Origin of the sequence: Flavobacterium sp. JLP, from assembly GCF_015350755.1 — a bacterium.
Taxonomy (GTDB): Bacteria; Bacteroidota; Bacteroidia; order Flavobacteriales; family Flavobacteriaceae; genus Flavobacterium.
Genome location: NZ_JADKPS010000002.1, coordinates 106,991 through 133,202 on the forward strand (window position 1 = coordinate 106,991; position 26,212 = coordinate 133,202).

Genomic DNA, 26,212 nt, shown 5'->3' on the forward strand with positions numbered 1-26,212 from the left:
AAAACTATTTTTCCTTTATAGAATTCATAATTTCTTGAAGATCGTTATTAAATTTATTTAAAATAACTTCTTTATTCAATTCTTGGGCATAATGTGATTTTATACGACAAAATACTTTTCCTGAATCCTCATAAAAGTCAAAAGATAGCCTCTCGAAATCCGGTTTCATTTTGTATAAAACAATTTCAGTATAAAATAAATTATCAGAATAGTTTATAGTTAAATTGTAGATTCCAGCTTCATTTGGAAATGCACTTTCAATTAATTTATTATTTTGAAATATCGGATATAAATCTATTTTCCAAGTTCCTTGAGATAAATTTACAGATACTTTTTTACTATCAATATTCTTATCAAAAGATATTTCCACTTTTTCATTTTCAAATTTTGATTGTCCAAACTGTGTCATTGATATTAAAATAAAAAATATTGTAAATTTATTACGCATGGGATTTTGTTTTATTTCTTTCAGATTTCAAGTTTCAGGTTAGGTTGCGTTTGGCAACTTGAAACTTGAAACCTGAAACTAAAAAAACTATTTTTTTTCTCTAATTCTTTTATAAAAACGAAATCCCAGCATTATTAAAACCGAGAATAAAATAATTCCGATTACACCGAAAATCCAGTTGATAGCACTTTTTAAAACTACTAAAAAGACAACTGCAAACAAAATAATCGTTGCGCCTTCATTCCACAAACGCATAAAATTATTGGTATATTTTACCTCATCGTTTTGTAATTGTTTAAAAATTTGATGGCATTTTCCGTGATATAAATATAAAAGGAAAACGAAGCATAATTTTACGTGCATCCATGGCATTTTCATCCATACATGACCTGCATCTGTAAAAAACAGCATCCAAAAAGCAAAAATACTCGCCAAAACCGCCGACGGCCATGTAATGATGTACCACAAACGGTAGGCCATTATTTTGTATTGCGCCTGTAAAATCTCTTTTTCCGGGGAAGGTTTTTCGTTGGCTTCTATTTGATACACAAACAAACGCACAATATAAAACAAACCAGCAAACCAGGTTATTACAAAGATAAGATGCAGTGATTTTAAGTAGTTATAATATTCCATTAATATTTAGTTTCAGGTTTCAGGTTTCAGGTTTCAGGTTATTTCTCACAGTGGAACATAACTTGAAACTTTAAACCTGAAACAAAAATTTATTTAGCCCAATCATTAATCCAATTAGAAACTGTCTGGCACCATTCATCATCGTCATTCAAACATGGAATGGCTAAAAACTCTTCTCCTCCATTTTTTTCGAAATCTTCTTTGGCGCGCATCGCGATTTCCTCTAAAGTTTCTAAACAGTCAGAAACGAAAGCTGGCGTTACAACCGCTAATTTCTTGATTCCTTTTGCAGGCATGTTGTCAATTTCAACATCAGTATAAGGCTCTAACCATTTATCACCTGCTAAACGTGATTGAAAAGTCAAACTGTATTTATCTTCTGGAAGTCCTAATAATTTTACGACTTGTTTTGTAGTTTCATAACATTGGTGACGGTAGCAAAAATCGTGCGCCGCAGAAGGCGTGTTACAGCAAGAACCGTCAATTTTACAATGTGATTTGGTTACATCGGTTTTGCGAATATGACGCTCTGGAATTCCGTGATAAGAGAACAATAAATGATCGTAATCAAATCCAACTAAATGTTTCTGAATCGAATCTGCTAAATTCTTGATGTAATCTGGTTTGTTGTAAAATGCCGGAACATCTGTAAATTTCATGTTTGGAAATTTCTTTTTACGGATTTCTTCAGCTTTTACTAAAATCGTCAAAGTCGAAGCCATTGCATATTGGGGATATAAAGGAAAAAGCATTACTTCATCTACACCTTTATCGTGCAATTCCTGAAGTCCTTTTTCGATTGTCATGCTTCCGTAACGCATTGCTAACGCAACCGGAACATTTACCAAAGGCTGTACTTTTTTCTGCATTCTTTCAGAAAGAACTACTAATGGAGAACCTTCATCCCACCAAATTTTCGCGTAAGCGTGTGCTGATTCTTCTGGTCTCTTTCTTAAAATGATTCCACGAACCAATAACGCTCTTAATAAATACGGAACGTCGATCACGTATTTATCCATTAAAAATTCGTCTAAATAGGGTTTTACATCTTTTGGTGTTGGACTTTCTGGAGATCCTAAGTTTACTAATAATACGCCTTTCATTATTGTTTTTTGCTTTAGGCTTTAAGCTTTAGGCTTTAAGCATTTTGTTTATTTTAATTTTCGTCAAAAGTAGAATTTACTGCTTTTTAGAAATATGATAATTATTACTTTTTATTTATTGCTGAATATCGAAAATTGATTTGCAAACATCTCTTTTAAAATTCTCCCGCAGATTTTGCAGATCTAGCAGATTTTTAATTGGTGTTAATTTGTGAAATTTGTGTTTAAACATTCGTATTAATTGACATCAAATACTTTTTCGGAGTTGTAGCAAATTTCTTTTTGAATGCCGCGATAAAGTGACTTCCGGTGCTGTAGCCAATTTTCAATCCCACTTCGTTTACATTATAAGAACCGCTGTCTAGAAGTTTTCGGGCGAAATCCATTTTGTAGTCGAAAAGAAAACCATAAACCGTGTCGCCGTAAATTTGTTTGAAACCCATTTTGAGTTTCTTCAAATTCAAACCAATTTCATCTGCCAGTTCTTGTAATCCTGGCGGTTCAGCCATATTAGCGATGATAATTTCTTTTGCTTTTCGGATCTTTAAAACGTTATCTTCATCAATCAAAAACGGACATTGTTCTGCATTTGGATCTTCGGTTCTGTTAAAATACAAACTCAATAATTCGTATCCTTTTCCTTTATAATAAAGGTTTTTTATGGATGGATGAAGATTGTAATGAAACAACTGACTCAAAACAATCGCCATTGACGGACTAATATTTCCTTCGTTATAATACTTTTTATCCTTATTATCAGGACTTAAAAACGTAATATAATCGGCTTCTGCAGAAAATAACGCGTGAAATTTTTTAATGGAAACAATTACAGAAATCACCCACGAATTTGGAGCCAACTCTAAATTGAGCGGTAATTCTTTTTGCGGATTGTACAAAAGCAGTGATTTTTCTTCCTTCAAATCTAAGGCATAAGTACCCTGATTAAACAGAAATTTTGCATTGCCTTTTATTCCGAAGTGAAACTGTATCAGGCCACTACCTACTTCATGTTGCGCATAAAAAGATTCTGAACTGTCGTTTTGAAAACGGATTAGCGTAAAGTCGTCTTCAATTTTTATAATTTCTTGAGAACTCATAGCGATGTTTTTTTAAAAATAAAATCGATGCAAATTGGAAATGTTATTTAGAATGACTCTAAACAAATAGTTTCTAACGAGTTGATTTTGCTACAAAAGTACTTCTTTTTGCATAAAAACAGCTCTTTAGAATCAAAAAAACATGCAGCGATACAAAAAGTACTTTGAGCGTTACTTTTATAAACACTATAATGATAATTTTGTTCCACTTTTATGAAAGTGAATTTATGGAAAACAATAACGTACCGAAACACCTTTATTTTTACTCAGTTGGTCTGAGTTATAAAAAAGCTGATGCTGAGGTAAGAGGTCAATTTAGTTTGGATGCAATTGCCAAAACGCGTTTGCTGGAACAAGCTAAAACTGAAGGAATAGAAAGTTTGATTGTCACTTCGACATGCAACAGAACTGAGATCTACGGTTTTGCAGAACACCCATTTCAATTAATAAAACTAATTTGTGATAACAGCAACGGTTCAGTCGATGCTTTTCAGAAAGTTGGTTTCGTGTATAAAAATCAAGAAGCAATTAATCATTTGTTTCGTGTAGGAACAGGTTTAGATAGCCAAATTTTAGGCGATTTTGAAATTATTTCTCAAATCAAAACCAGTTTTATCCATTCAAAATCAATGAATTTAGCCAATACTTTTATGGAAAGATTGGTGAATGCAGTGATTCAGGCGAGCAAAAAAATCAAAAACGAAACAGAAATCAGTTCTGGGGCGACTTCAGTTTCTTTTGCATCGGTACAATACATTCTTAAAAATGTAGAAGACATCAGCAATAAAAATATTTTGCTTTTCGGAACAGGAAAAATCGGAAGAAACACATGTGAGAATTTAGTAAAACATACTAAAAATGAACATATTACTTTAATCAACCGAACTAAGGATAAAGCTGAAAAATTAGCAGGAAAACTGAATTTAATTGTTAAAGATTATTCAGAATTACACTTAGAACTTCAGAAAGCGGATGTTGTGGTTGTTGCAACTGGCGCACAAAACCCAACGGTAGACAAAGCGATTTTAAATCTAAAAAAACCTTTATTGATTTTAGATTTATCGATTCCGAAAAACGTTCACGAAAACGTAGAAGAATTAGAAGGCGTAACTTTAATTCACATGGATTATTTGTCTCAGTTGACAGATGAAACCTTGGAAAATAGAAAACTGCATATTCCAGCAGCTGAAGCTATCATCGAAGAAATCAAAGAAGAATTTTTAGTTTGGATGAAAGGCCGAAAATTTGCACCGACAATTAATGCTTTAAAAGAAAAACTGAATGCCATTAAAATTTCAGAATTGGATTTTCAAAGCAGAAAAATTGCAGATTTTAATGAAGCTCAAGCTGAAATCATCAGCAACAGAATTATTCAAAAAATCACTACACATTTTGCTAATCACTTAAAAGACGACGACACCATGGTAGATGAAAGCATCGAATGGATCGAAAAAGTCTTCAAAATAAAAGCATCCTAAATTTATTTTACCATTAAGATATTAAGCTAATTAAGCTTAATGGTAAAAAACAAAAACCTTGGTTTTAAAACAAAACATGGCTGAAAAAACAATCAGAATTGGAACTCGCGATAGCGAACTAGCACTTTGGCAAGCACATAATGTAGAAAAAAAACTCAATGATTTAGGTTACAAAACTGAAATTGTTGCAGTAAAATCTCAAGGTGATATTATTTTGGACAAACCACTTTACGAATTGGGAATTACCGGAATTTTTACCAAAACCTTAGACATTGCCATGATTAATGGCGATGTTGACATTGCGGTTCATTCGATGAAAGATGTTCCAACAGCATTGCCAAAAGGAATTGTTCAGGCTGCTGTTTTAGAAAGAGCAAATGTTTTAGATATTTTAGTTCATAAAGGAAATCCAGATTTTGCGAATCCAAGCACCATTGCAACCGGAAGTTTACGACGCCAGGCACTTTGGTTTAATAAATATCCAAATCATACTGTGGTTGACTTACGTGGAAATGTAAACACACGCATGCAAAAATTACAAGACAATAATTGGGACGGAGCTGTTTTTGCCGCGGCAGGTTTGGAGCGCATTAACATAAAACCAGAAAATTACATTAATTTAGACTGGATGATTCCCGCCCCGGCACAAGGAGCAATGCTTGTTGTAGCAATGGAAAATGACAATTATACACTTGACGCACTTTCGCAGCTAAATCATATTGAGACTGAAATTTGTACTTATATAGAACGCCAGTTTTTAAGAACACTCGAAGGCGGTTGTACTGCACCAATTGGAGCTTTAGTAACATATAATGAAGACGAAGACACTTTGCATTTTCAGGGTGTTTTGCTTTCTGTTGATGGAAAACAAAAACTAGAAATCAATAAAACTGTTGATATTTCAGAATGGAAAAAATTAGGTTTTCATTCGGCTCAGGAAATTCTGAACAACGGCGGAACGGAATTGATGGCATCTATTAAAGAATCTTTAAAAAAATAAATGGCAAAATCAATTCAAATATTATCTACAAAAAAGCTTTCAGGCGAACAAAAACAAGCATTGGTAAAATCCAACATTGAAGTTCTTGAAGCAGATTTTATCCAAACTCAAAATAAATCTTTCGAATTAAAAGATATTAACGAGAATCTAATTTTTACGAGCCAAAATGCCGTTCACAGCGTTTTAGCAGATCCAAAATCAGAGGAGCTGAAAAGCAAGAATGTTTTTTGTGTTGGCTTAAAAACTAAAATCCTTTTATCTGAAAGCGGTTTTAATGTTGTGGCTTACACTGGTTACGCTTCAGATTTGGCAGAAATTATCACTTTGATTTACCGTAACGAAAACTATACTTTTTTTAGCGGAAATCTTCGTAGAGAAACTTTGCCAAAAGCCCTAAAAGATGCCAATATAAAATTCAACGAAATTCAGGTTTACAATACTTCATTAACACCTCAAAAAATAAAAACTGCAGTTGATGCAATACTATTTTTTAGTCCGTCTGGCGTTGAAAGTTATTTAAAAGAGAACACTATTAAGAAAGAAAAATGCTTTTGCATTGGAGAAACCACTGCCGAAGTTTTACATAAAATTACAAAAAACATACTCATTGCAGATCAGCCAACGGTTGAAGATGTTTTAGAAGCTGTTTTAGAAGAATATAAATAATAAGAAACGTTTCCTGCAAAGTTTCAAAAACCTTGTAGGTATATATTAATCAACAACAATACCTACAAGGTTTTTGAAACTTTGCAGGATAAACAAATAAGAAATGTTAAAAAACGACCTATTTTTAAAAGCATTAAAAGGAGAAACTGTTCAACGTCCGCCAGTATGGATGATGCGCCAAGCCGGAAGATATTTGCCAGAATTTATCGCTTTACGTGATAAATACGATTTCTTCACACGTTGTCAAACGCCAGAATTGGCAGCAGAAATTACTGTTCAGCCAATTCGCAGAATTGCTCCAGATGCAGCGATTTTGTTCTCAGACATTTTAGTTGTGCCTCAAGCAATGGGAATCGAAGTTTTAATGAAAGAGAATTTTGGCCCGTTTTTACCAAATCCGATTCGTTCATTAGAAGATGTTGAGCGCGTTTATGTTCCGGATATTCAGGAAAGTCTTGGTTATGTAATGGATGCTATTAAATTAACCAAAGAAATGCTGAACGACGAAGTACCGTTAATAGGTTTCGCCGGTTCGCCATGGACAATTTTTTGTTATGCTGTTGAAGGAAAAGGTTCTAAGAGTTTTGATACCGCAAAAGGCTTCTGTTTTTCAAATCCTGTTACAGCACATACATTATTACAAAAAATCACAGATACTACTATTTTATATTTAAAAGAAAAAGTAAAAGCTGGAGTTGATGCTGTTCAGATTTTTGATTCTTGGGGCGGAATGCTTTCACCGGTTGATTATCAGGAGTTTTCATGGAAATACATCAACCAAATCGTTGAAGCTTTAGCAGATCACGCTCCGGTTATTGTCTTCGGAAAAGGATGTTGGTTTGCTTTAGGTGAAATGGGTAAAAGTAGGGCTTCTGCTTTAGGTGTAGACTGGACTTGTTCGGCTAGAAATGCACGTTATTTGTCTGGCGGAAATATTACTTTACAAGGAAATTTCGATCCGTCAAGATTGCTTTCTCCAATTCCAACCATCAAAAAAATGGTTCACGAAATGATAAACGAGTTCGGAAAAGATAAATATGTTGTAAATTTAGGTCACGGAATTTTGCCAAATATCCCTGTAGATCACGCAAAAGCGTTTATTGACGCGGTTAAGGAATACGGACAATAGTATACAAGCATTCAGTCTTAGTTTTCAGTCACTTTAAAACTGAAAACTGGGACTCAAAACTCAAAAAATAATGCTAAACAAAGGCTTAAGAGACGAGGAAAGCATCAGAATTGACAATGTACTGAAAACATTGCGCTCGCTTGACTTTGTACCTCATCCCTTGACAGATGATACAAAATTAGATATTGAAAATCAGTTAAAAGAATTTGGTTTAAATATTCAAACTCTCGTTGATTATCAAAATGAAGAATTGATAACATTATTAATTCGATGTCATTTAGATTTTAATCAATTGGAACAATTTGCTGATTTTTTAATGGATTTTTCCCATGTCGAAAATTATAATTTTAAAAATAAAGCTTTGGCCATTTACCAATATATTCAACAGGAAAGCAAGGTTTTTTCATTTGGAATAAACGCAAAAATTGCTTCAGCCAAAAACAGATAACATGAGTTTTACAGCTTGGAAAATAGACCGAATTGAACATGTTCATCCCGAAGCGTTTTATAAACTAGTCAATAAGAATAGGAATCATATTGGAAAAACTTTCCCAGTAACACTTGCCAATTCCGATTCATTAAAGAAAGCTGAAGATTTTCTGGCAGTGAGTCTTGATAAAGAAAAAAACAATGAAGGATTTTATTTTTATGCAAGAGACATTAAAACCAACGATTTAATTGGTTATTTGTGTGTAAAAACGATTGATTACCGCATTTTAAAATGTGAATTGGGCTATTTTGCAGATGAAGATTATCAGGGAAAAGGCGTAACATCAAAAATGGTTTCTGATGCGCTGGACTTTTGTTTCAACGAATTAAAAATGAACAAAGTTTTTATCTGCACTTCAGAAATTAATATGGCAAGCCAGCGAATTGCATTAAAACACAATTTTAAACAAGAAGGAATTTTAAGAGACGAATTTAGAAATGGTGATGGCGAATTGCAAAACACGGTCTATTTCGGATTGCTTAAATCAGAATATAATACTCATGAAAGATAAATTTTACGCCTACATACAAAAATTACAAGACCAGATCTGTGCAGGATTAGAAGCTGTTGACGGAAGTACAAAATTCCGTGAAGACCTTTGGAAACGTCCGGAAGGCGGAGGCGGAAGAACACGCGTTATCGAAAACGGAACTGTTTTTGAAAAAGGCGGTGTAAACATTTCTGCTGTTCACGGTAAACTGCCAGAAGCAATGCAAAAAATGTTTGGCGTTGGCGAAGCTGATTTTTTTGCGTGTGGATTAAGTTTAGTAATTCATCCTAAAAATCCGATGGTTCCTACTGTGCACGCCAATTGGCGATATTTCGAAATGTATGATGAACACGGAAAAGTAATAGAACAATGGTTTGGCGGCGGACAAGATTTAACGCCTTATTATTTGTTTGAAGAAGATGCAACCCACTTTCACAAAACGTGTAAAACAGCTTGTGATAAACATAATCCGGAATTTTATTCCAAATATAAAAAACAATGTGATTCGTATTTTTGGAATGCGCACCGTAACGAAGCACGTGGCATTGGCGGTTTGTTCTTTGATTATTGCAAAGCAAATGAAACAATGTCAATGGAAAATTGGTTTAATTTTGTATCTGAAGTTGGAAATAGTTTTCTTGAAGCTTATGTTCCAATTGTAGAGAAAAGAAAGAATTTAGAATATACCTCAGAAAACAGAAATTGGCAAGAAATCCGCCGTGGACGTTATGTTGAGTTTAATCTGGTTCATGATAAAGGCACTTTATTCGGTTTAAAAACCAACGGAAGAATCGAAAGTATTTTAATGAGTCTGCCTCCGCATGTGCAATGGGTTTATGATCATCATGCCGAAAAAGGAAGTGAGGAGGAGAAATTAGTAAATGTATTAGAAAATCCGCGCGAATGGATCTAAAACTGATTTATATAGTATTTTTTGCAAACGCTTTTGGGTGTTTTGCCCAAAAAGATTCGCTGCAAAATCCCTATTTTAAATCGTATGATGATAAAGTTACAGTTAGCTCTTATTATTTAGATACTTCCAACAATTTTCAAATCGGATTTACCACAAACGGTCAAAAGAATTACATTGACCTGATTCCGAATCGACAGGAACAATTAGGTTTGAGTTTAGGCTATAAGTTCGTTGACATAAGTTTTGGCTTTTCGCCGAAGTTTTTTGATGTAAACAAAGATAATTCAGATTCAAAATTATTTAGTTTCAATACCCGTTTTTATCATAAAAAATGGATGCAGTCTTTCACGTTCATTAATCAAAAAGGATTTTATGCCAGCGAAGAAAGTGTTCAAGTTCCTTTTCCGCGAATGCGAACTACAAAAATTGGAGGAACAACTTCGTATGTTTTTAACGATAATTTCTCTTATAAAACTTTAGTGAATCAAAACGAATGGCAAACTAAAAGTTCCGGTAGTTTTATTCCTAATTTTTCGTTTTATTACACGAATTTAAATTTAAATAATGAGCCAAATTCTTCCAACGGAGATTTTTATGTTTTTTCGTTAGCGCCCTCCTATTTTTATAATTTTGTGATTAGTGATAGAATATTAATCGGAACCGGAATTGCATTTGGCGCTGGAATTAATGATATAGATGGTGATGTTTCGGCACTTTATCAGCTGGATCTAAATTTAAAATTAGCATACAATACCGATCGGTTTTTTGCTTTTGCGAGTTTAAATACAATTAATTTTATTCAGAAAGAGTCTGCAAAAGATAGACTTAATGATAATATATCAACTGTAAAATTAAGTATTGGATACCGGTTTGATCCTCCAAACAAAGTAAAAGAGGTTTACGAGAAGGTGAATGAGAAGACTGGCCTTTGAAAATTTTAGAATGAACAATATTACATATGAGCTGAAGCTCGCAATAACGGAGTATTTATAATAAAATAAATTATCATTATGAGAAATATAAATAAGGCACAACTAGATCGCATGCATTCTGGAAAAGGATTTATCGCAGCACTTGATCAAAGTGGCGGAAGTACACCAAAAGCATTATCGTTATATGGCGTTCAAGAAAGCAGTTTTAGTAATGATGAAGAAATGTACACTCTTGTTCATGAAATGAGAACTCGAATAATTAAAAGTCCTGCCTTTGACAGTGACTATATTTTGGGAGCCATTTTATTTGAAAATACAATGGATCGCAAAGTTGACGGCCAATGGACTGCCGACTATTTATGGGAAAAGAAAAATATAGTTCCGTTTTTAAAAGTAGACAAAGGACTTGCTGATCTTGCAAACGGCGTACAATTAATGAAACCTATTGCTGGTTTAGACGAATTGTTAATCCGAGCTGTAGAAAGAAATATTTTTGGAACTAAGATGCGTTCTGTTATAAAAGAAGCTAATAGTGAAGGAATTCGAGAAATAGTTGAACAGCAATTTGCGGTAGGTTTGCAAATTTTTGAAAAAGGACTTGTACCTATTATTGAACCCGAAGTAGATATTTACAGCGCTGATAAAGAAAAGTCAGAAGCAATTTTAAAAGAAGAAATTAAAAAACAACTTAGCCTATTAGATGATAATGTGAAAGTAATGCTGAAACTGTCGATCCCAACTGTGAATGACTTTTATAAAGAATTAATATCTGATCCGCATGTAGTGCGCGTTGTGGCATTGTCTGGCGGATATGGTCAAGATGAAGCTAATTATAAACTATCTCAAAATCACGGATTGATTGCCAGTTTTTCAAGAGCATTATCTGAGGGACTTTCTGCAGGTCAATCTGATGCTGATTTTAATACTAAGTTAGAAAAGACAATTGCGGCCATTTACGAAGCTTCTATTACATAATTAGTCGAAAGATTAAAAGTCATAAAGTCGAAAGTCTTTATAATCAATTAATAAAAAAATTAAGATTGCAGAAAAATCTAAAATCTGCATTGTAAAATCTAAAATTAAACAACATGTTCCCATTACAAAGAAACCGCCGTTTAAGAACCAATGAATCAATTCGTTCTTTAGTTCGTGAAACAAGTTTGAGTCCACAGGATTTTATGCTTCCAATGTTTGTGGCTGAAGGAAAAGATGTAAAAGTTGCCATTCCATCAATGCCAGGAATTTATCGTCATTCATTAGACAATACAATTAAAGAAGTAAAAGAAGCTTGGGATTTAGGAATAAAAGCGGTGAATATTTATGTAAAAGTAAGCGAAAATCTTAAAGATAATAAAGGTGTTGAAGCCTGGAATAAAGACGGATTGATGCAGCAAACTATTCGCGCTATAAAAGATGCTGTTCCGGAAATGATTGTTATGCCTGATGTTGCGCTAGATCCTTATTCTATTTACGGACATGATGGAATTATCGAAAACGGTCAATTAATTAACGACGCAACTGTTGATGCCTTAACCCGAATGAGTTTAAGTCACGCTGAAGCCGGAGCCGATTTTGTTGCACCAAGCGACATGATGGATGGACGCGTTTTAGCAATCAGAAAAGCATTAGAAGAAAACGGACATCTCAATGTTGGAATCATGAGTTACAGTGCAAAATATGCATCTGCATTTTACGGACCGTTTCGTGATGCACTAGATTCTGCTCCTGTCGATTCTCAAAATATTCCAAAGGATAAAAAGACTTATCAAATGGATTATGCCAACAGAATTGAAGGAATTCGTGAAGCATTATTAGATGTTGAAGAAGGCGCAGATATTGTAATGGTAAAACCAGGAATTGCTTATTTGGATATTGTTCGCGAGGTAAAAAATGCCGTTCATGTGCCAGTTGCAGTTTACCAAGTATCTGGTGAGTACGCTATGGTAAAGGCCGCAGCAGAAAAAGGATGGTTAGATCATGACAAAATTATGTTAGAGCAACTTTATTGCATTAAGCGTGCTGGGGCAAGTATTATCTCAACTTACTTCGCAAAAGAAGCCGCTGTAATTTTAAATAAATAATGATGAAGAAAGTATTATTCTTATCCGCTGTTTTGGCTTTAGCATCATGTAAAAAAGAAACAACTGAAAACAAAGTTCAAACAAATACAGAAAATTATTCAGAAGGAGAATCAGCAGAAGCGAAAACTCCAGAAGCTTTAGGAAAAGCTATTTTTGAAGGAAGAGGAAATTGTACTTCTTGCCATCAAGTAGATCAAAAAATCATCGGGCCAAGCATTCAGGAAATTGGAAAAACCTACAAAGAAAAAAAAGGAGATATCGTTACTTTCTTAAAAGGAAATGCAGATCCAATTGTCGATCCAAGTCAGTTTTCTGTAATGAAAACAAATTTCCCAGTGACACAGGCAATGTCGGATGAGGAATTAAAAGCATTAGAAGCGTATATTTACAGCAATTCGAAATAAACAATACTCTTATATCATATAAACAAAAACGGCGCTAAATTAGCGCCGTTTTTTATATTTAAAATATTACCAGATTTTAACTCGTTTTTCTGGTTCTACGTACATCTTGTCTCCTTTTTTGATTCCAAAAGCTTGGTAAAAAGTATCCAAATTCTGAATTGGCACAACCGCTCTATACATTCCTGGAGAGTGCGGATCTGTTTTAACTTGGCTTTTAATAGCTTCGTCTCTAGATTTAGTTCTCCAAACTGTAGCCCAAGAAATAAAGAAACGCTGTTCTGGGGTAAATCCGTCGATTAATCCTGGATTTCCGTTTTCTTTTAAATACAATTGCAAACCGTCGTAAGCTGCGTTTGTACCTCCCAAGTCACCAATATTTTCTCCTAAAGTAAATTTACCATCAACGTGAATTCCTGGCAATGGCTCTAATGCACTATATTGAGCGGCAAGTTCTCCACCAAGAGCAGTAAATTGTTTTAAGTCATCAGCAGTCCACCAGTCAACAAGATTTCCATCAGCATTGTAACGTGCACCTGAATCATCAAATCCGTGTGAAATTTCGTGACCAATAACAGCTCCAATTCCACCATAATTTACAGCTTCATCAGCTTGATAATTGTAGAAAGGAGGCTGTAAAATTGCAGCAGGGAAAACAATCTCATTGTAAGATGGATTGAAATATGCATTTACAGTTTGTGGAGACATTCCCCATTCTGTTTTATCAACTGGTTTTCCTAATTTACCAACATTTTCAGCATAAGCCCATTTTGAAATATTTTTCATATTATCAAAATAAGTACCGCCTTCAGAAACATTTTTAAGCTCTAAAGCAGAATAATCTTTCCATTTGTCAGGATATCCAATTTTAATTGTTAATTTATTTAATTTCTCAATTGCTTTAGTTTTTGTCTCAGCAGACATCCAAGGCAAAGCGTTGATTCTGTTTTTATAAGCCAGCATTACGTTTGCAATCATTTTCTTTGCTTTGTCTTTTGCTTCAGCAGGAAATAATTTCTCTACATAAAGCTTTCCTAAAGCTTCTCCGGTTGCTCCGTTGATAACTTGCAAAGCAACTTCCTCACGTGGACGTTGTTTTAAAGCTCCTGTTAATGTTTTTCCGTAGAAATCAAAATTTGCATTTTCGATATCAGTACTTAAAGTTGAAGCTGCTCTGTTTAAAATAGACCATTTTAAATATTCTTTCCAAGCTTCTATTTTCTTTTCGGTAAAAGTTTTTTCCAGCGCAATCATATAACGTGGCTGCGAAACATTCACTGTATCTAATTTTGCCATTCCGATTCCTGCAAAATATTTATCCCACTGAATTGAAGGTGTATTCTTTTTCAAATCTGCAACTGCAGTTGGGTTGTATTGCTTTCTGCGGTCTCTTCTTTCGACACGGTCCAATCTTGGAGCTGACATTTCAACCTCTAAAGCCAAGATTTGTTTTGCACTTTCTTTAGCTTTTGCTGGAGTTTCTCCAAGAAATTGCATCATTCTAGCTACGTGAACTTCGTATTTCTCACGTTTTTCTTTAGAATCTTTGTCATCTGCATTATAATAATCTTTATCAGATAATCCTAAACCTCCAGGGCCTAAGCTAACAGAGTTTTTGTTACTGTTTTTAGCATCTGCTCCAACATAAACTCCAAAGAAACCAGCACCACCTTGAGGCTGCATTTCGATAAGATAGTTTTGTAAATCGGCTACATTTTTAATAGCGTCAATTTTCTTTAGGTAAGGCTTAAGCGGCTCAATACCTCTTTTATTTCTTCCAACAGTATCCATGATCGTGTTGAATAAAGCGATTGCTTTACCTTGATCTGTATTTGATTTGTACTTTGGATCTTTTGATGCTTCTTTTAAAATGGCAAGAGCATCATTGTCTGTCTTTTGACGTAATTCATTAAAACTTCCCCATGAATTTCTATCATTTGGGATTTCAGTTTTATCTAACCACGTTCCGTTTACATAACGAAAAAAATCGTCACCCGGACTAACTTTTGTATCCATGAAAGAGACATTGATACCTGGTTCTTTTGGTTTTGCATTTTGAGCCTGAACTGCTGTCAATGTAAACATTGCAGAAACAACACAAAACATAGGTTTAGTAAGCTGTTTAATCATTTTAATTTATAGTTTTTAGTATATCTACAAACATATTGTTATTATTTTAAATTCTATGTTAAATTTTTCCAATATTTGACTGGAGCATCTGTATTCAATTTTCGAATAGATTCGACCTAAAATTTTCATGAATATTATCTCACATTTTAGATCAATATTTAAATTGTTTTTGGAATATTTGTCAAAAGAACAAACATAAAAGTGAGAGCAAAAATTCAGAATGCCTTTTCAGGAAAAATAGAAGCCATCGGACTTCCAATTCTGGCTTTGTGCTGGGTAAGTTTCTTTTGGGGAACCACTTGGCTGGCTTCAAAAGAAGGTGTAAAACATATGCCGGCTTTGCAATTGGCGATGATTCGCCAGTTTTTAGGCGGGATAATGTATGTTGGATATTTTATTCTGAAAAAAGAACCTTGGCCAAGAGGCAAGCAATGGGGAACTATTTTGATTCTGGCCATTTTGAATTTTGTCTGCAGTAATGGCTTAAGCACTTGGGGCGTGCAATACATCAGCAGTGGTTTGGGTGCAATTATTGGAGCTATTTTCCCAATTTGGATTGTCATTATCTGTTTTTTTAAAGGCGAACGAATTGCTAAACTAGCGGTAACAGGACTTTTAATCTGCTTTGCAGGAATCTGTATCATCTTTATGGATCATTTGGGTGATTTTTTAAGACCTGATTTTCAATTCGGAATTTTCTTGTCTGTTGCTTCAACCATAACTTGGGCTTTCGGAATCTTGCATACCAAGAAAAAGGCAGCAAGTTTTAATCCGTATTTTAGTCTGGGACTTCAAATGTTTATTTCAAGTTTTATTTTATTTGGAATTACCCAAACTGCAGACATGAACATTCCTTTGACAGAAATACCTATAACAGCTTGGTGGGCAATTTTTTATTTAGTTATTATTGGTTCTATTTTAACTTTCATTGCTTTTATATACACTTTACAGCATCTTCCGACAGAAGTAAGCAGTATTTACGCATACATCAATCCGATTGTAGCCATTATTTTAGCCTTTTTCCTTTTTGGAGAACCATTAACACAAGCCATTGCAATTGGAGTTTTAGTTACTTTAACCGGATTGTATTTAGTTAATAAATCAATCCGGAAATCGAAGCTAAAATAATTTGCCGCCAATTCACGAATTTGTATTTGAATTGTAATTCATGAAATCGTGGCGATGAATGGAGTGTTCTTTGTTAAAAAGAACGGATAATTAGGCTTTTAAAAACCTCTTTTCGTATTTTTGCGCCAAATTATTTTTATGAAATCGTTTCTTTATAAATACCGAAAATTCTTCATTGTTTTAATTGTATTTTCTGTTGTCACCATATCTTTATTTTATTCGGCTTTAAAGCCACAAAAAACATTGCCAATTTACAATCCCGCAGATGTAAACCCAGAATTGGTTGACAGTACAGTTCAATACAAAAGTAAATACCATACTATCGCTGATTTTTCATTCGTAAACCAAAACGGTGATACTATCACACAAAAAAATTATGAAGGAAAAATTTATGTAGCCGACTTTTTCTTCACGACCTGCGGTTCTATATGCCCAAAAATGAGTACTAATTTATCTGAAGTTCAAAAAGCAGTTCTAAATAATCCTAAAGTAATGTTACTTTCTCATACGGTTTTTCCAGAGGTAGACAGTGTTTCTGTTTTAAAAGCGTATGCTGTAAAATATGGTGTTGTAGACAGCAAGTGGAATTTAGTAACTGGAGATAAAAAAGAGATTTACAAAATGGCACGAAAATCATATTTGGCAGTAAAACAAGGCCGCCCAGATCAGTTATATGATATGGTTCATACAGAGAATTTTGTTTTGGTTGATCAAAAACGCCGTGTTCGAGGTTTTTATGACGGGACAAACAAAGAAGAAATCAAACGTCTTATAGATGACATAAATTTCTTATGCGAAGAGTAAAATGCCTTATTTTTAGAAACATTTAGCATATTCAAAAGTGTTAAATGCCTTGCAATAAAGAATAATTGTATACTTTTGTAATCTAAATTCAATCTAAATAAGCTTGCAAAATACAATTCATACCCTAAAAAAAGGCGAAAAAGCCATTATCAAAGATTTTGATATCGATTTAATTCCTTTAAAATTATTAGAGATGGGTTGTTTACCGGGCAACCTGGTCGAATTACTTCAAATTGCTCCTTTTGGAGATCCATTGTATTTAGACATTAACGGCTCGCATGTTGCTATTCGTGTTGAAACTGCTCGTGAAATTGAAGTTGAACTTATCAAAACCAATTTGTAATGAGCATTCAGAATATTAATGTCGCCTTAATTGGGAATCCTAATACAGGAAAAACTTCCGTTTTTAATCAGCTTACTGGTTTAAATCAGCAAGTTGGAAATTATCCGGGAATTACGGTTGAGAAAAAAATCGGGTTTTGCAAATTACCTCACAACATCAAAGCCAACATTTTAGATTTGCCCGGAACGTATAGTCTGAATGCAAGTTCGATGGACGAAAGTGTTGTAATTGAACTTCTCCTTAATAAAAACGACAAACTATATCCTGATGTTGCAGTAGTGGTTACAGATGTTGAAAATCTGAAACGAAATTTACTGATTTATACTCAAATAAAAGACCTAGAAATTCCGACGATATTAGTCATTAATATGTCAGATCGTATGGAAACCAAAGGAATTACACTTGATATTCCGTATTTGGAGGAAAAACTTAAAACTAAAATTGCGCTTGTAAGTTCCCGCAAAGGTTTAGGAATTGAAGAATTAAAAGAATTAATTGTTTCCTATAAAACCATTCCGCACGAACCTTGTTTAAATGCTTCGGTCATCGATGAAGCTTATTTTGAAAAGTTACAACGTGCATTTCCAAACCAGTTATTATACAAATTATGGTTAGTGATTACGCAAGATGTTAACTTTTCGAATTTAGACCGTAATGAAATTCGAAGCACGTTTACCAAATCACATTCAGAATTAAAACGCTTACAGCAAAAAGAAACCATCAAAAGATATCAGTTTATAAATGATGTTTTGAAAGAAGGTTTAAAAGTCGATGCCACGATGGCCAAAGACTTTAGAGCCAAACTCGATCGCGTTTTAACTCATAAATTTTGGGGTTATGTAATTTTTCTGGCCATATTATTTTTAATTTTTCAATCGATATTCAGCTGGTCAACCATTCCAATGGATTTTATCGACAGCACTTTTGCTTCATTAAGCAGCTGGGTTGCTGAAAGATTGCCAAGCGGTATTTTGACAGATTTGCTTTCGCAGGGAATTATTCCAGGGATTGGCGGTGTTATTATTTTTATTCCACAAATTGCCTTCTTATTTCTGTTTATTTCTATTCTGGAAGAAAGCGGTTATATGAGCCGAGTGGTTTTTTTGATGGATAAAATAATGCGCAAATTTGGGCTTTCAGGAAAAAGTGTTGTGCCTTTGATTTCAGGAACGGCGTGTGCAATTCCGGCGATTATGGCAACCCGAAATATAGAAAATTGGAAAGAACGACTTATTACTATCCTAGTAACACCCTTCACAACTTGTTCAGCAAGATTGCCTGTTTATACGATTATCATTTCGTTGGTAATTCCGAATGAAAGATTATTTGGAATTTTGAACATGCAGGGATTAGCATTGATGCTGCTTTATTTATTAGGTTTTGGAACCGCAATTCTATCTGCCTATATCTTAAATAAAATATTGAAATTCAACTCAAAAACTTATTTTGTTGTTGAAATGCCAAGTTATAAAATGCCTCTTTTCAAAAATGTCGGAATCAATGTTGTCGAAAAAACAAAAGCTTTTGTTGTTGGAGCTGGTAAAATCATCTTGGCAATATCTGTTATTTTGTGGTTTTTAGCTTCATACGGTCCTGGAAAAGATTTTAATGAAGCAGAAACTATTGTAAAAGAAAGATTCGCAAATACAACTTTAAACGAAGTTCAGTTTGAGAACGAAGTAGCTTCTCAAAAACTGGAGAATTCATATATCGGAATTATGGGTAAAGCCATCGAACCGGCAATTCATCCTTTAGGTTACGATTGGAAAATCGGAATTGCGATTATCAGCTCTTTCGCCGCGCGTGAGGTTTTTGTTGGAACATTAGCTACTATTTACAGTGTTGGCGATAGTGATAACGAAGCAACAATTAAAAGTAAAATGCAAAAAGAAGTGAATCCAGAAACGGGTCAGAAGATCTTTAATTTTGCATCTGGAATTTCTTTATTGCTGTTTTATGCTTTTGCGATGCAGTGCGCGAGTACTTTAGCAATTACCAAAAAAGAAACCAATTCATGGAAATGGCCTGCAATGCAACTCATTTTAATGAGTGGGCTAGCTTATTTTGTAGCGCTTTTAGCGTATCAACTTTTAAAATAATCGATCATGGTACAAGAAATAATTGCCTTCGGAATATTACTTATTGCCGTTGGTTTTCTAATCAAAAAATTCTTTTGGAAATCTAAAAAGAAAAAAGATTGCGGAAGTAGCGATTGTGGGTGTTCTTAGAGGAAGGTTTAAATTTTCAAAGGGGCAAAGTGACAAAGGTTTAGAAAGCAATTTCGCAGAGACACAAAAAGAAAAAACACAAAGCTTCACAGAGATTTAAATTTCTTTGTGAAGCTTTGTGTTTTCTTGGCGAATCATTGTGGAATAAAAACTATTTAATTCCTTCCCACTCAGCATAAAACTGTGCTAGGAAAGTCTCCATAAATTTATGTCTTTCTGCCGCAATTTGTTTTCCTGCTTCGGTATTCATTTTATCTTTTAAAAGAAGCAGTTTTTCGTAGAAGTGATTTATAGTTGGCGCATTATTCTTTTTATATTCTTCTTTTGTCATGTTAGTTACGGGCGAAATTTCAGGATTGTATAAGGCTCTGTTTTTAAATCCACCATAATTAAATGCTCTTGCCACTCCAATCGCTCCTATTGCATCTAAACGATCAGCATCCTGAACGATATCTAATTCTATAGAGGAGAAGCTCTTTTCGAAATTTCCGCCTTTATAAGAGATGTTTTCGATGATATTTACAACATGCATTATGATTTCTTCTGAAACCTTTTGAGATTCTAAAAACAAGCGTGCTGTTTTGGGTCCAATTGTTTCATCTCCATTATGGAATTTACTGTCAGCAATATCATGAAGCAAAGCTCCTAACTGCACAACCGTAATATCGCAATCCGTTCCTTTTGCAATTAAAAGTGCATTTTTATATACGCGTTCGATATGAAACCAATCGTGTCCGCCTTCGGCATCGTTTAGTTTTTCTTTTACAAACGCGATTGTTTTATTTATTAAATCAGGATTATTCATAGCTGTATTTTCGTGTGATAATAATGGTAAGCGGATGACGCGGATTAGCGCCAATTTTTTTTGTATTCTTTTAAATAAAAATGTTGATTGTCAAAGTTTAAAACCTCAACAATCAACAATATATTTTTTAATCTAAATTCTAAAATTAGAAATCTAAATTTAAAGTCTCGCCGGTTCTACCCATTTAAAGATGTGACCTTCTGCAGGAATTACAAGTCTTTCAGAGATTCTTGCCATACGGGCTGGTAATTTCATTAAGTAATCACGTGCTTTTTCAGCTTCATCTGTCAAATTCGTGATTTTGTCAATTTCCCATTTGTCGATTAATTTTTGCATGATGTCTACATAATCATTTGCTGTGTACACTCCAATACGCTGTGCAGAATCAGAAAACTGTTCGAAAGCAGAACTGATTTTTTGACCAGATTCTCTCAAGAAATGTGCTGGCATAACGATTTTTTGTTTCATCATATATTGAAACGCCAACATCATCTCGCTTGGATCAACTGCAAAAATGCGCGTTACAAATTCGCTGTAAGCATGGTGATGGCGCATTTCGTCACCCGCAATCATTTTACACATTTTAGACAGCTTGTTATCACCAAATTTCTTAGCCATTTGAGCTACTCTATTGTGCGAAACGTAAGTTGCTAATTCCTGAAAACTAGTATATACAAAGTTTTTGTATGGGTCAGATCCAGTCCCGATATCAAAACCGTCGTTGATCAAATGCTGTGTTGTCATTTCGATTTCACGCATGTTCACACGACCAGACAAATACAAGTATTTATTTAATAAATCACCATGGCGGTTTTCTTCTCCAGTCCACTGACGGATCCATTTCGACCAGCCATTTCCACCATTTTCTATCTGGTTTATTCCTTCTACATCCATCAGCCAAGATTCGTATGTTGGCAAAGCTTCTTCAGTGATTGTATCACCTACAAGCGTAACCCAGAAATCATATGGTAATTCTTTAGCAATTTCGCGTAGTTCTTTTACCTCCTCAAAGAAGTTATCTCCTTCAGAATTAGGCAGAAAATCAGACGGCTGCCAAATTTTTTCTACTGGAATTAAATACTGTTCAACGAAGCTGTCAACGTTTTTTTCCAAAAACTGCATCACTTCTAATCTAATGTTTTTTATAGACATTACTTATTTTAGATTTGGGATTTTTGTTTCAAAGTATTTCTGAAATCAAAAATCTATTTATACTCGTTTACTCCTTCTACAACTGCCTTTTCAGTCAATCTCATTAACTCGGCAAAATCATAATCTTTTACTGCCATGGCTTGATGTGCGGTAAAGGTAAGATGATTTCCTAGACCAACTGGGAAAAAACCATACTTTACCATTTTCCATGAATTGTTTATGCTCACGGGTACAACATACGCTGAAGGCGCATATTTGCATAGAATTTTTAAACCGCTTTGAGCAAATTCTTTAGGTTTTCCTGTTTTGCTTCTTGTGCCTTCGGGAAAAATTACAGCAGATCTTGTGTTTTTTTCGATATATTCAGACAAGCTTTTGATTACAGGAATCGCTTGTTTAGGATCTTTACGGTCAATTAGCACTGAACCTCCGTGGCGTAAATTAAATGACACACTCGGAATTCCGCTGCCTAACTCTTTCTTACTTACAAATTTACAATGAAAACGTCTAAAGTACCAAATCATTGCTACGATATCGTACATACTTTGGTGATTCGATACAAAAATCAACGGAACGCCGGTTGGAATTGTCTCTCTTCCTTCAATTTTATAAGTTGTTCCCACAAGATTGGTACATCTTAAAAGGAAAAAATTCAAATAATCAACACTTACTTTATGCGCCTGATAACCAAAAAGATTAAGGCAAATCCATTGTATTGGGTGAAAAACCGCCAAACACAATCCAAAACATAAATAATAAATTACGGAGATTGGATATGAAATTATCTTTTGCATGCTTGAAAAAATTTAAGGCCAAAAGTAGTAAATATATTTTTAGCCGTATAAAAATTATATAAGTATCAACAAATACGGTACTTAAAAGAAAAAAACATCTATAAAACACACGAATTTGTACGAATTGTATTTACATTCAAAAACTCCATTTTACAAAAATAATCGATATCCTCTTATTTAAAATTATAAAAAAGTGCCAATTCATTTCATAAAACCCATGAAGGAATATTTATACAGCAAATAAAAAAATTACCTTTGTCCCTAAAATTGCAATTTTCTCTGAATTAAATGAATTTCACTTACCCTAAAAATGAACGCTTAAAAAGCAAAACCGTAATTGGATTACTGTTTTCTGAAGGAAAATCGGTTTCTAAATATCCATTGCGTTTGGTTTACCGTCAAGCGGAAGCTGATTCAGAAGAAAAAATTAAAATTGGAGTATCGGTTTCTAAGAAATACTTTAAAAGAGCCGTTGACCGAAATTACTTCAAACGCGTTCTTAGAGAAACGTATCGATTAAACAAACATTTGCTTTTAGAAAACATTCAACAGCCTTATTCTCTGATGTTTTTTTACCAGACTAAAGATAAATTATCTTACGAAGAAATCAACACAAAGACAATTCAATTGTTTGAGAAATTTCTATTGCAAGTAAATAAAACAGCCGATTCTGAAAACAAAACAGAATCGCAAAATCCTTTGTAATTAATTCTTTTCTGACTGTTCGTCGATAATCATTTACTGGGAATGCCTTTATTAATGATTTATTCTTATTTTAGTGCTTTATTTATTTCAGATATTACATAAACATGGCTACTTTTTTCAAAAGAAAAATCATTATACCAACCGTTGCGGCGGCATTTCTATTTATTGGAACCAGTTTCAAAGACGACTTTTTTGAAATTGCTAAACAAATAGAAATTTTTACAACCCTCTTTAAAGCGGTAAATACCAATTATGTAGACGAGACCAATCCGGGTGATTTAATGGACAAAGCCATTAAAAGCATGTTAGGAAGTTTAGATCCGTACACTGTTTATTTTAATGAGCAGGATGTTGTAAACTTTAAAATCAATAATACTGGAGAATATACCGGAATTGGCGCTTTGATTTCTAGAAAAAAAGACCGCTTAATAGTTCGCGAGCCTTATAAAAACTATCCTGCAGATAAAGCGGGACTAAAAGCTGGTGACGAAATTATTCAAATTGGAGATGTTTTGATTGCTGATTTTAAAGACGACGCTTCTCAATTATTAAAAGGAACAAAAAACACCAAAATTCAGATTAAATATTTACGTCAAGGAAAAACGTATACAACCGAATTGATTCTTGACGAAGTTGATATTAAATCTGTTCCGTTTTACGGGAAGATTGATGATAAAACCGGTTACATTGTTTTAGCACATTTTAGCAGAAAAGCTGCTGCCGAAGTAAAAGACGCTCTTGAAAAACTAAAAGCAGACGGTGCCAAACAAATTGTCCTTGATTTAAGAGGAAATCCCGGAGGTTTATTGAATGAAGCCATCGATATCTGTAATTTATTTGTTCCGAAAAACGAAGTTATCGTTACCACAAAATCAAGAATTGAAAAACACAACAATACTTATAAAACCACTAAAGAACCTGTAGATACTGAAATTCCGTTAGCAATTTTGGTTAACGGACGAAGTGCATCGGCATCAGAAATTGTATCTGGAGCTTTACAGGATTTAGATCGCGCCGTTATTTTAGGAAGCCGCAGTTTCGGTAAAGGTTTAGTTCAGCGTTCTGTTGATTTAACTTACGGAACGCAATTAAAAGTAACTATTTCTCGTTACTACACACCTTCTGGGCGTTGTATTCAAGCGTTAGATTATGCGCACAAAGACAAAAATGGTGTTGCTCAAAAAACAGATGCAAAAAACTTTAATGCTTTTAAAACCAGAAAAGGCAGAACTGTTTATGACGGAGGAGGAGTTTTACCCGATATCGAATTAGACGAAACCAAGACCAGTCCAATCACGACTGCTTTATTAAAAAATGACGGAATCTTTGATTATGCAACGACGTACTATTATAAAAATCCAAATTTAGGAGATAAAATTCCGGTGCTTACGGATGCTGATTATACTAGTTTCAAACAATACTTAAAAACAAACAAAATCAGTTTTGACACTGAAACTGAAGTGGCATTGAGAAATACTTTGGCTGCAGCCAAAAATGAAAAAATTGACGAAACCATAGCGCCTGAATATCAGCAATTATTAGCCGCACTTGAAAAAAGTGAAACTACGTTACTAGACAAAAACCAAAAAGAAATCAAGAATTTGATTCAAGAAGAACTGATCAAAAGATATCAGTATCAAGAAGGTTTGTATCAATTTTATATCAAAAACAATTCAGAAATTAAGAAAGCGGTCAGCGTTTTAAATAATCAAACTGAGTATAAAACGATTTTAAAAATGTAAAAAAGAGAATGAAACTTTGTAGAGCCTTATTTCTGTTTATTATTTACAATTTATCGGCGCAGCAAAAACCCATCGAAACCATTTATTTTGAGTTTGACAAATATGATCTCACCTCAAAACAAACCGAAGTTGTAACTAATTTCATTAAAAACATTGACACTTCTAAAGTAGAGTCAATACAAATTTACGGATACTGCGACGATCGCGGTACAGACGAGTATAATTTTAGATTATCGAATAATCGTGCTCTTACGATTCAGAATCTATTAGTTTCTGCTGGATTCAATCAGACAAAAATTGTTATTTTAGAAGGAAAAGGCCGGGTAGTTGTGCGGCCTGATACTGTCGAAAGCCTCAGTGAATCTCGTTCTCGGAATCGGCGGGTCGACTTGATCGCCGTGAGACGGAACAGCTTTGGAAAAGGAATTCGAAATTCATTTAAAGACAATCTAAAAGTTGGCGATAAAGTTTGTCTAGAAAGTATTTTATTTGACATTGGAAGTTCAAAACTCACCCATACTTCTAAAAAAGAATTAGATAAAATAGCCGAAACTCTCCTGCATCAAAAAAACATTAAATTTGAAATAAGAGGCCACGTTTGCTGTACTCCAGAAATATACAGCGACGGAATTGACAAAGCAACCAATGAAAGAAGACTTTCCTGGAATCGTGCCAAAACCGTTTTTTACTATTTGAGCTCGAAAAAAATATCTAAAAACAGAATGACTTATCAAGGATATGGCAATAAAAACCCCTTGGGAAAAGGCGACAATCTTGATCGCCGTGTTGAATTCGTCATTACTAAACTATGACATTTATTTGAATAAAAATTCTATTTACTTAAAGTTTAACTTTAAACAAAGTAGTTATTTTTTTAATTTTAAGAAAGTTACAAATCAATATTAAAATCAAAAATTATTATTGCAACATCATTACAATAGTGTTTTTAACCACGAATCATTTCGATATGCGGAATATCGTCTTCCAAATACATTTCGCTTGTTTGCATAAATCCATGGCTTTCATAAAACTTCTTTAAATACAATTGAGCACCAATTGTAATTTTATCTTTTCCAAAATTTGATTTTATTCCTGCAATGGCTTCACGCATTAAATCATGTCCCCACTTTCTATCACGATAATTAGCATCTACCACTACTCTGCCAATTGAAGAATTATCAAAGCTTATTCCAGCGTCAAATAAACGTGCATAAGCAACTATCTTACCGTCATATTCTCCAATTAGATGTAAGGCAAGCTTGTCTTTGCCGTCTGCGTCTAAATAAACGCAATTTTGCTCGACAACAAAGATCTCACTTCTAACTTTAAGCAAATCATATAACTCATGAACCGTTAATGCGTCAAACGGCTTTATTTTCCATTTTAATTCCATTCTATTTTATTTGTAGTTTTTTATCGTTGTTAAGTGTTAAAAGCAAAATTACATCAAATATTATCAAATAGAAATCCCGATTACAATTTGCAATCGGGATTTTCAAAACTTAGTTGTCTAAATT

Annotated in this window: 28 protein-coding genes; 19 read left to right on the top strand and 9 right to left on the bottom strand. The window is 33.9% G+C overall.

Annotated elements, in window-relative coordinates; all coding sequences use genetic code 11:
• Positions 1-4 precede the first annotated feature (4 nt).
• The 4 genes from IRZ83_RS05940 to IRZ83_RS05955 form a co-directional block, all read right to left on the bottom strand.
• Positions 5-409, bottom strand: a complete 405-nt coding sequence (locus IRZ83_RS05940) for a hypothetical protein (RefSeq protein ID WP_194567498.1) — start codon at positions 407-409, stop codon at positions 5-7.
• Positions 410-535: 126 nt separating this feature from the next.
• Positions 536-1,084: a CopD family protein gene (locus IRZ83_RS05945; RefSeq protein ID WP_057115399.1), complete on the bottom strand. Its 549-nt coding sequence runs from the start codon at positions 1,082-1,084 to the stop codon at positions 536-538.
• An 89-nt stretch (positions 1,085-1,173) separates the two neighbouring features.
• Entirely contained in the window at positions 1,174-2,187 is a 1,014-nt protein-coding gene (gene hemH / locus IRZ83_RS05950) for a ferrochelatase (protein ID WP_194567501.1), read from the bottom strand.
• A 224-nt stretch (positions 2,188-2,411) separates the two neighbouring features.
• Positions 2,412-3,284 (bottom strand): helix-turn-helix domain-containing protein, encoded by an 873-nt coding sequence (locus IRZ83_RS05955; protein WP_029271231.1) that lies wholly within the window; start codon positions 3,282-3,284, stop codon positions 2,412-2,414.
• Positions 3,285-3,511: 227 nt separating this feature from the next.
• Between IRZ83_RS05955 and hemA the strand changes: the two genes are divergently transcribed.
• The 11 genes from hemA (at position 3,512) to IRZ83_RS06010 (ending at position 12,867) form a co-directional block, all read left to right on the top strand.
• Positions 3,512-4,762: a glutamyl-tRNA reductase gene (gene hemA / locus IRZ83_RS05960; protein WP_029271233.1), complete on the top strand. Its 1,251-nt coding sequence runs from the start codon at positions 3,512-3,514 to the stop codon at positions 4,760-4,762.
• Between the two features lie 76 nt (positions 4,763-4,838).
• Positions 4,839-5,762, top strand: coding sequence for a hydroxymethylbilane synthase (hemC, locus tag IRZ83_RS05965; protein WP_194567503.1), 924 nt, complete (start codon positions 4,839-4,841; stop codon positions 5,760-5,762).
• The gene (locus IRZ83_RS05970; protein WP_194567505.1) at positions 5,763-6,428 is read left to right on the top strand and encodes a uroporphyrinogen-III synthase; all 666 of its coding nucleotides are present in this window, start codon (positions 5,763-5,765) and stop codon (positions 6,426-6,428) included.
• A 103-nt stretch (positions 6,429-6,531) separates the two neighbouring features.
• Positions 6,532-7,557: a uroporphyrinogen decarboxylase gene (hemE, locus tag IRZ83_RS05975; RefSeq protein WP_194567507.1), complete on the top strand. Its 1,026-nt coding sequence runs from the start codon at positions 6,532-6,534 to the stop codon at positions 7,555-7,557.
• 70 nt (positions 7,558-7,627) lie between these two features.
• Positions 7,628-8,005 carry a hypothetical protein gene (locus tag IRZ83_RS05980; RefSeq protein ID WP_194567509.1) on the top strand — a complete coding sequence of 126 codons (378 nt, stop codon included), beginning with the start codon at positions 7,628-7,630 and terminating at the stop codon, positions 8,003-8,005.
• A gap of 1 nt (position 8,006) precedes the next feature.
• Entirely contained in the window at positions 8,007-8,558 is a 552-nt protein-coding gene (locus IRZ83_RS05985; RefSeq protein WP_194567511.1) for a GNAT family N-acetyltransferase, read from the top strand.
• Complete coding sequence (gene hemF / locus IRZ83_RS05990; protein WP_194567513.1) at positions 8,548-9,450, top strand: oxygen-dependent coproporphyrinogen oxidase; 903 nt, start codon at positions 8,548-8,550, stop codon at positions 9,448-9,450. The genes IRZ83_RS05985 and hemF overlap by 11 nt, the downstream gene beginning before the upstream one ends.
• Complete coding sequence (locus tag IRZ83_RS05995; RefSeq protein WP_194567515.1) at positions 9,441-10,382, top strand: DUF4421 family protein; 942 nt, start codon at positions 9,441-9,443, stop codon at positions 10,380-10,382. Before hemF ends, IRZ83_RS05995 begins: the two co-directional genes overlap by 10 nt.
• A gap of 87 nt (positions 10,383-10,469) precedes the next feature.
• Complete coding sequence (locus IRZ83_RS06000) at positions 10,470-11,357, top strand: fructose bisphosphate aldolase (protein WP_194568279.1); 888 nt, start codon at positions 10,470-10,472, stop codon at positions 11,355-11,357.
• A 113-nt stretch (positions 11,358-11,470) separates the two neighbouring features.
• Complete coding sequence (hemB, locus tag IRZ83_RS06005; RefSeq protein ID WP_194567517.1) at positions 11,471-12,463, top strand: porphobilinogen synthase; 993 nt, start codon at positions 11,471-11,473, stop codon at positions 12,461-12,463.
• A 2-nt stretch (positions 12,464-12,465) separates the two neighbouring features.
• Positions 12,466-12,867: a c-type cytochrome gene (locus IRZ83_RS06010; protein ID WP_029271250.1), complete on the top strand. Its 402-nt coding sequence runs from the start codon at positions 12,466-12,468 to the stop codon at positions 12,865-12,867.
• A 66-nt stretch (positions 12,868-12,933) separates the two neighbouring features.
• Here the strand turns inward: IRZ83_RS06010 and IRZ83_RS06015 are convergent, their stop codons facing one another.
• Positions 12,934-14,994, bottom strand: coding sequence for a M13 family metallopeptidase (locus IRZ83_RS06015; RefSeq protein ID WP_194567519.1), 2,061 nt, complete (start codon positions 14,992-14,994; stop codon positions 12,934-12,936).
• A 201-nt stretch (positions 14,995-15,195) separates the two neighbouring features.
• Between IRZ83_RS06015 and IRZ83_RS06020 the strand changes: the two genes are divergently transcribed.
• The 5 genes from IRZ83_RS06020 to IRZ83_RS06040 all read left to right on the top strand — a co-directional run bounded on the left by IRZ83_RS06020 (position 15,196) and on the right by IRZ83_RS06040 (position 19,497).
• Entirely contained in the window at positions 15,196-16,122 is a 927-nt protein-coding gene (locus IRZ83_RS06020; protein ID WP_029271252.1) for a DMT family transporter, read from the top strand.
• Between the two features lie 138 nt (positions 16,123-16,260).
• Positions 16,261-16,926, top strand: a complete 666-nt coding sequence (locus tag IRZ83_RS06025) for an SCO family protein (RefSeq protein WP_194567521.1) — start codon at positions 16,261-16,263, stop codon at positions 16,924-16,926.
• A gap of 103 nt (positions 16,927-17,029) precedes the next feature.
• Entirely contained in the window at positions 17,030-17,269 is a 240-nt protein-coding gene (locus IRZ83_RS06030) for a ferrous iron transport protein A (protein ID WP_017495803.1), read from the top strand.
• Complete coding sequence (feoB, locus tag IRZ83_RS06035; protein WP_194567523.1) at positions 17,269-19,368, top strand: ferrous iron transport protein B; 2,100 nt, start codon at positions 17,269-17,271, stop codon at positions 19,366-19,368. The genes IRZ83_RS06030 and feoB overlap by 1 nt, the downstream gene beginning before the upstream one ends.
• A gap of 6 nt (positions 19,369-19,374) precedes the next feature.
• Positions 19,375-19,497, top strand: a complete 123-nt coding sequence (locus IRZ83_RS06040; RefSeq protein ID WP_082447142.1) for a FeoB-associated Cys-rich membrane protein — start codon at positions 19,375-19,377, stop codon at positions 19,495-19,497.
• A gap of 151 nt (positions 19,498-19,648) precedes the next feature.
• Here IRZ83_RS06040 and IRZ83_RS06045 read toward each other — a convergent pair whose 3' ends face one another.
• The 3 genes from IRZ83_RS06045 to IRZ83_RS06055 form a co-directional block, all read right to left on the bottom strand.
• Positions 19,649-20,302, bottom strand: coding sequence for an HD domain-containing protein (locus IRZ83_RS06045; protein ID WP_194568280.1), 654 nt, complete (start codon positions 20,300-20,302; stop codon positions 19,649-19,651).
• Positions 20,303-20,461: 159 nt separating this feature from the next.
• Entirely contained in the window at positions 20,462-21,454 is a 993-nt protein-coding gene (locus IRZ83_RS06050; protein ID WP_029271258.1) for an acyl-ACP desaturase, read from the bottom strand.
• A 53-nt stretch (positions 21,455-21,507) separates the two neighbouring features.
• A complete protein-coding gene (locus IRZ83_RS06055; RefSeq protein WP_029271260.1) occupies positions 21,508-22,248 on the bottom strand; it encodes a lysophospholipid acyltransferase family protein in 741 nt (246 codons plus the stop codon).
• A 288-nt stretch (positions 22,249-22,536) separates the two neighbouring features.
• On the opposite strand from IRZ83_RS06055, the gene rnpA reads away from it, so the two are divergent.
• The 3 genes from rnpA to IRZ83_RS06070 all read left to right on the top strand — a co-directional run bounded on the left by rnpA (position 22,537) and on the right by IRZ83_RS06070 (position 25,507).
• A complete protein-coding gene (rnpA, locus tag IRZ83_RS06060; protein ID WP_029271262.1) occupies positions 22,537-22,953 on the top strand; it encodes a ribonuclease P protein component in 417 nt (138 codons plus the stop codon).
• 104 nt (positions 22,954-23,057) lie between these two features.
• Positions 23,058-24,695 (top strand): S41 family peptidase, encoded by a 1,638-nt coding sequence (locus tag IRZ83_RS06065; protein WP_029271264.1) that lies wholly within the window; start codon positions 23,058-23,060, stop codon positions 24,693-24,695.
• A gap of 8 nt (positions 24,696-24,703) precedes the next feature.
• Positions 24,704-25,507 (top strand): OmpA family protein, encoded by an 804-nt coding sequence (locus IRZ83_RS06070; protein WP_194567525.1) that lies wholly within the window; start codon positions 24,704-24,706, stop codon positions 25,505-25,507.
• 134 nt (positions 25,508-25,641) lie between these two features.
• Here IRZ83_RS06070 and IRZ83_RS06075 read toward each other — a convergent pair whose 3' ends face one another.
• Positions 25,642-26,088, bottom strand: coding sequence for a GNAT family N-acetyltransferase (locus IRZ83_RS06075; protein ID WP_194567527.1), 447 nt, complete (start codon positions 26,086-26,088; stop codon positions 25,642-25,644).
• Between the last annotated feature and the right edge of the window lie 124 nt (positions 26,089-26,212).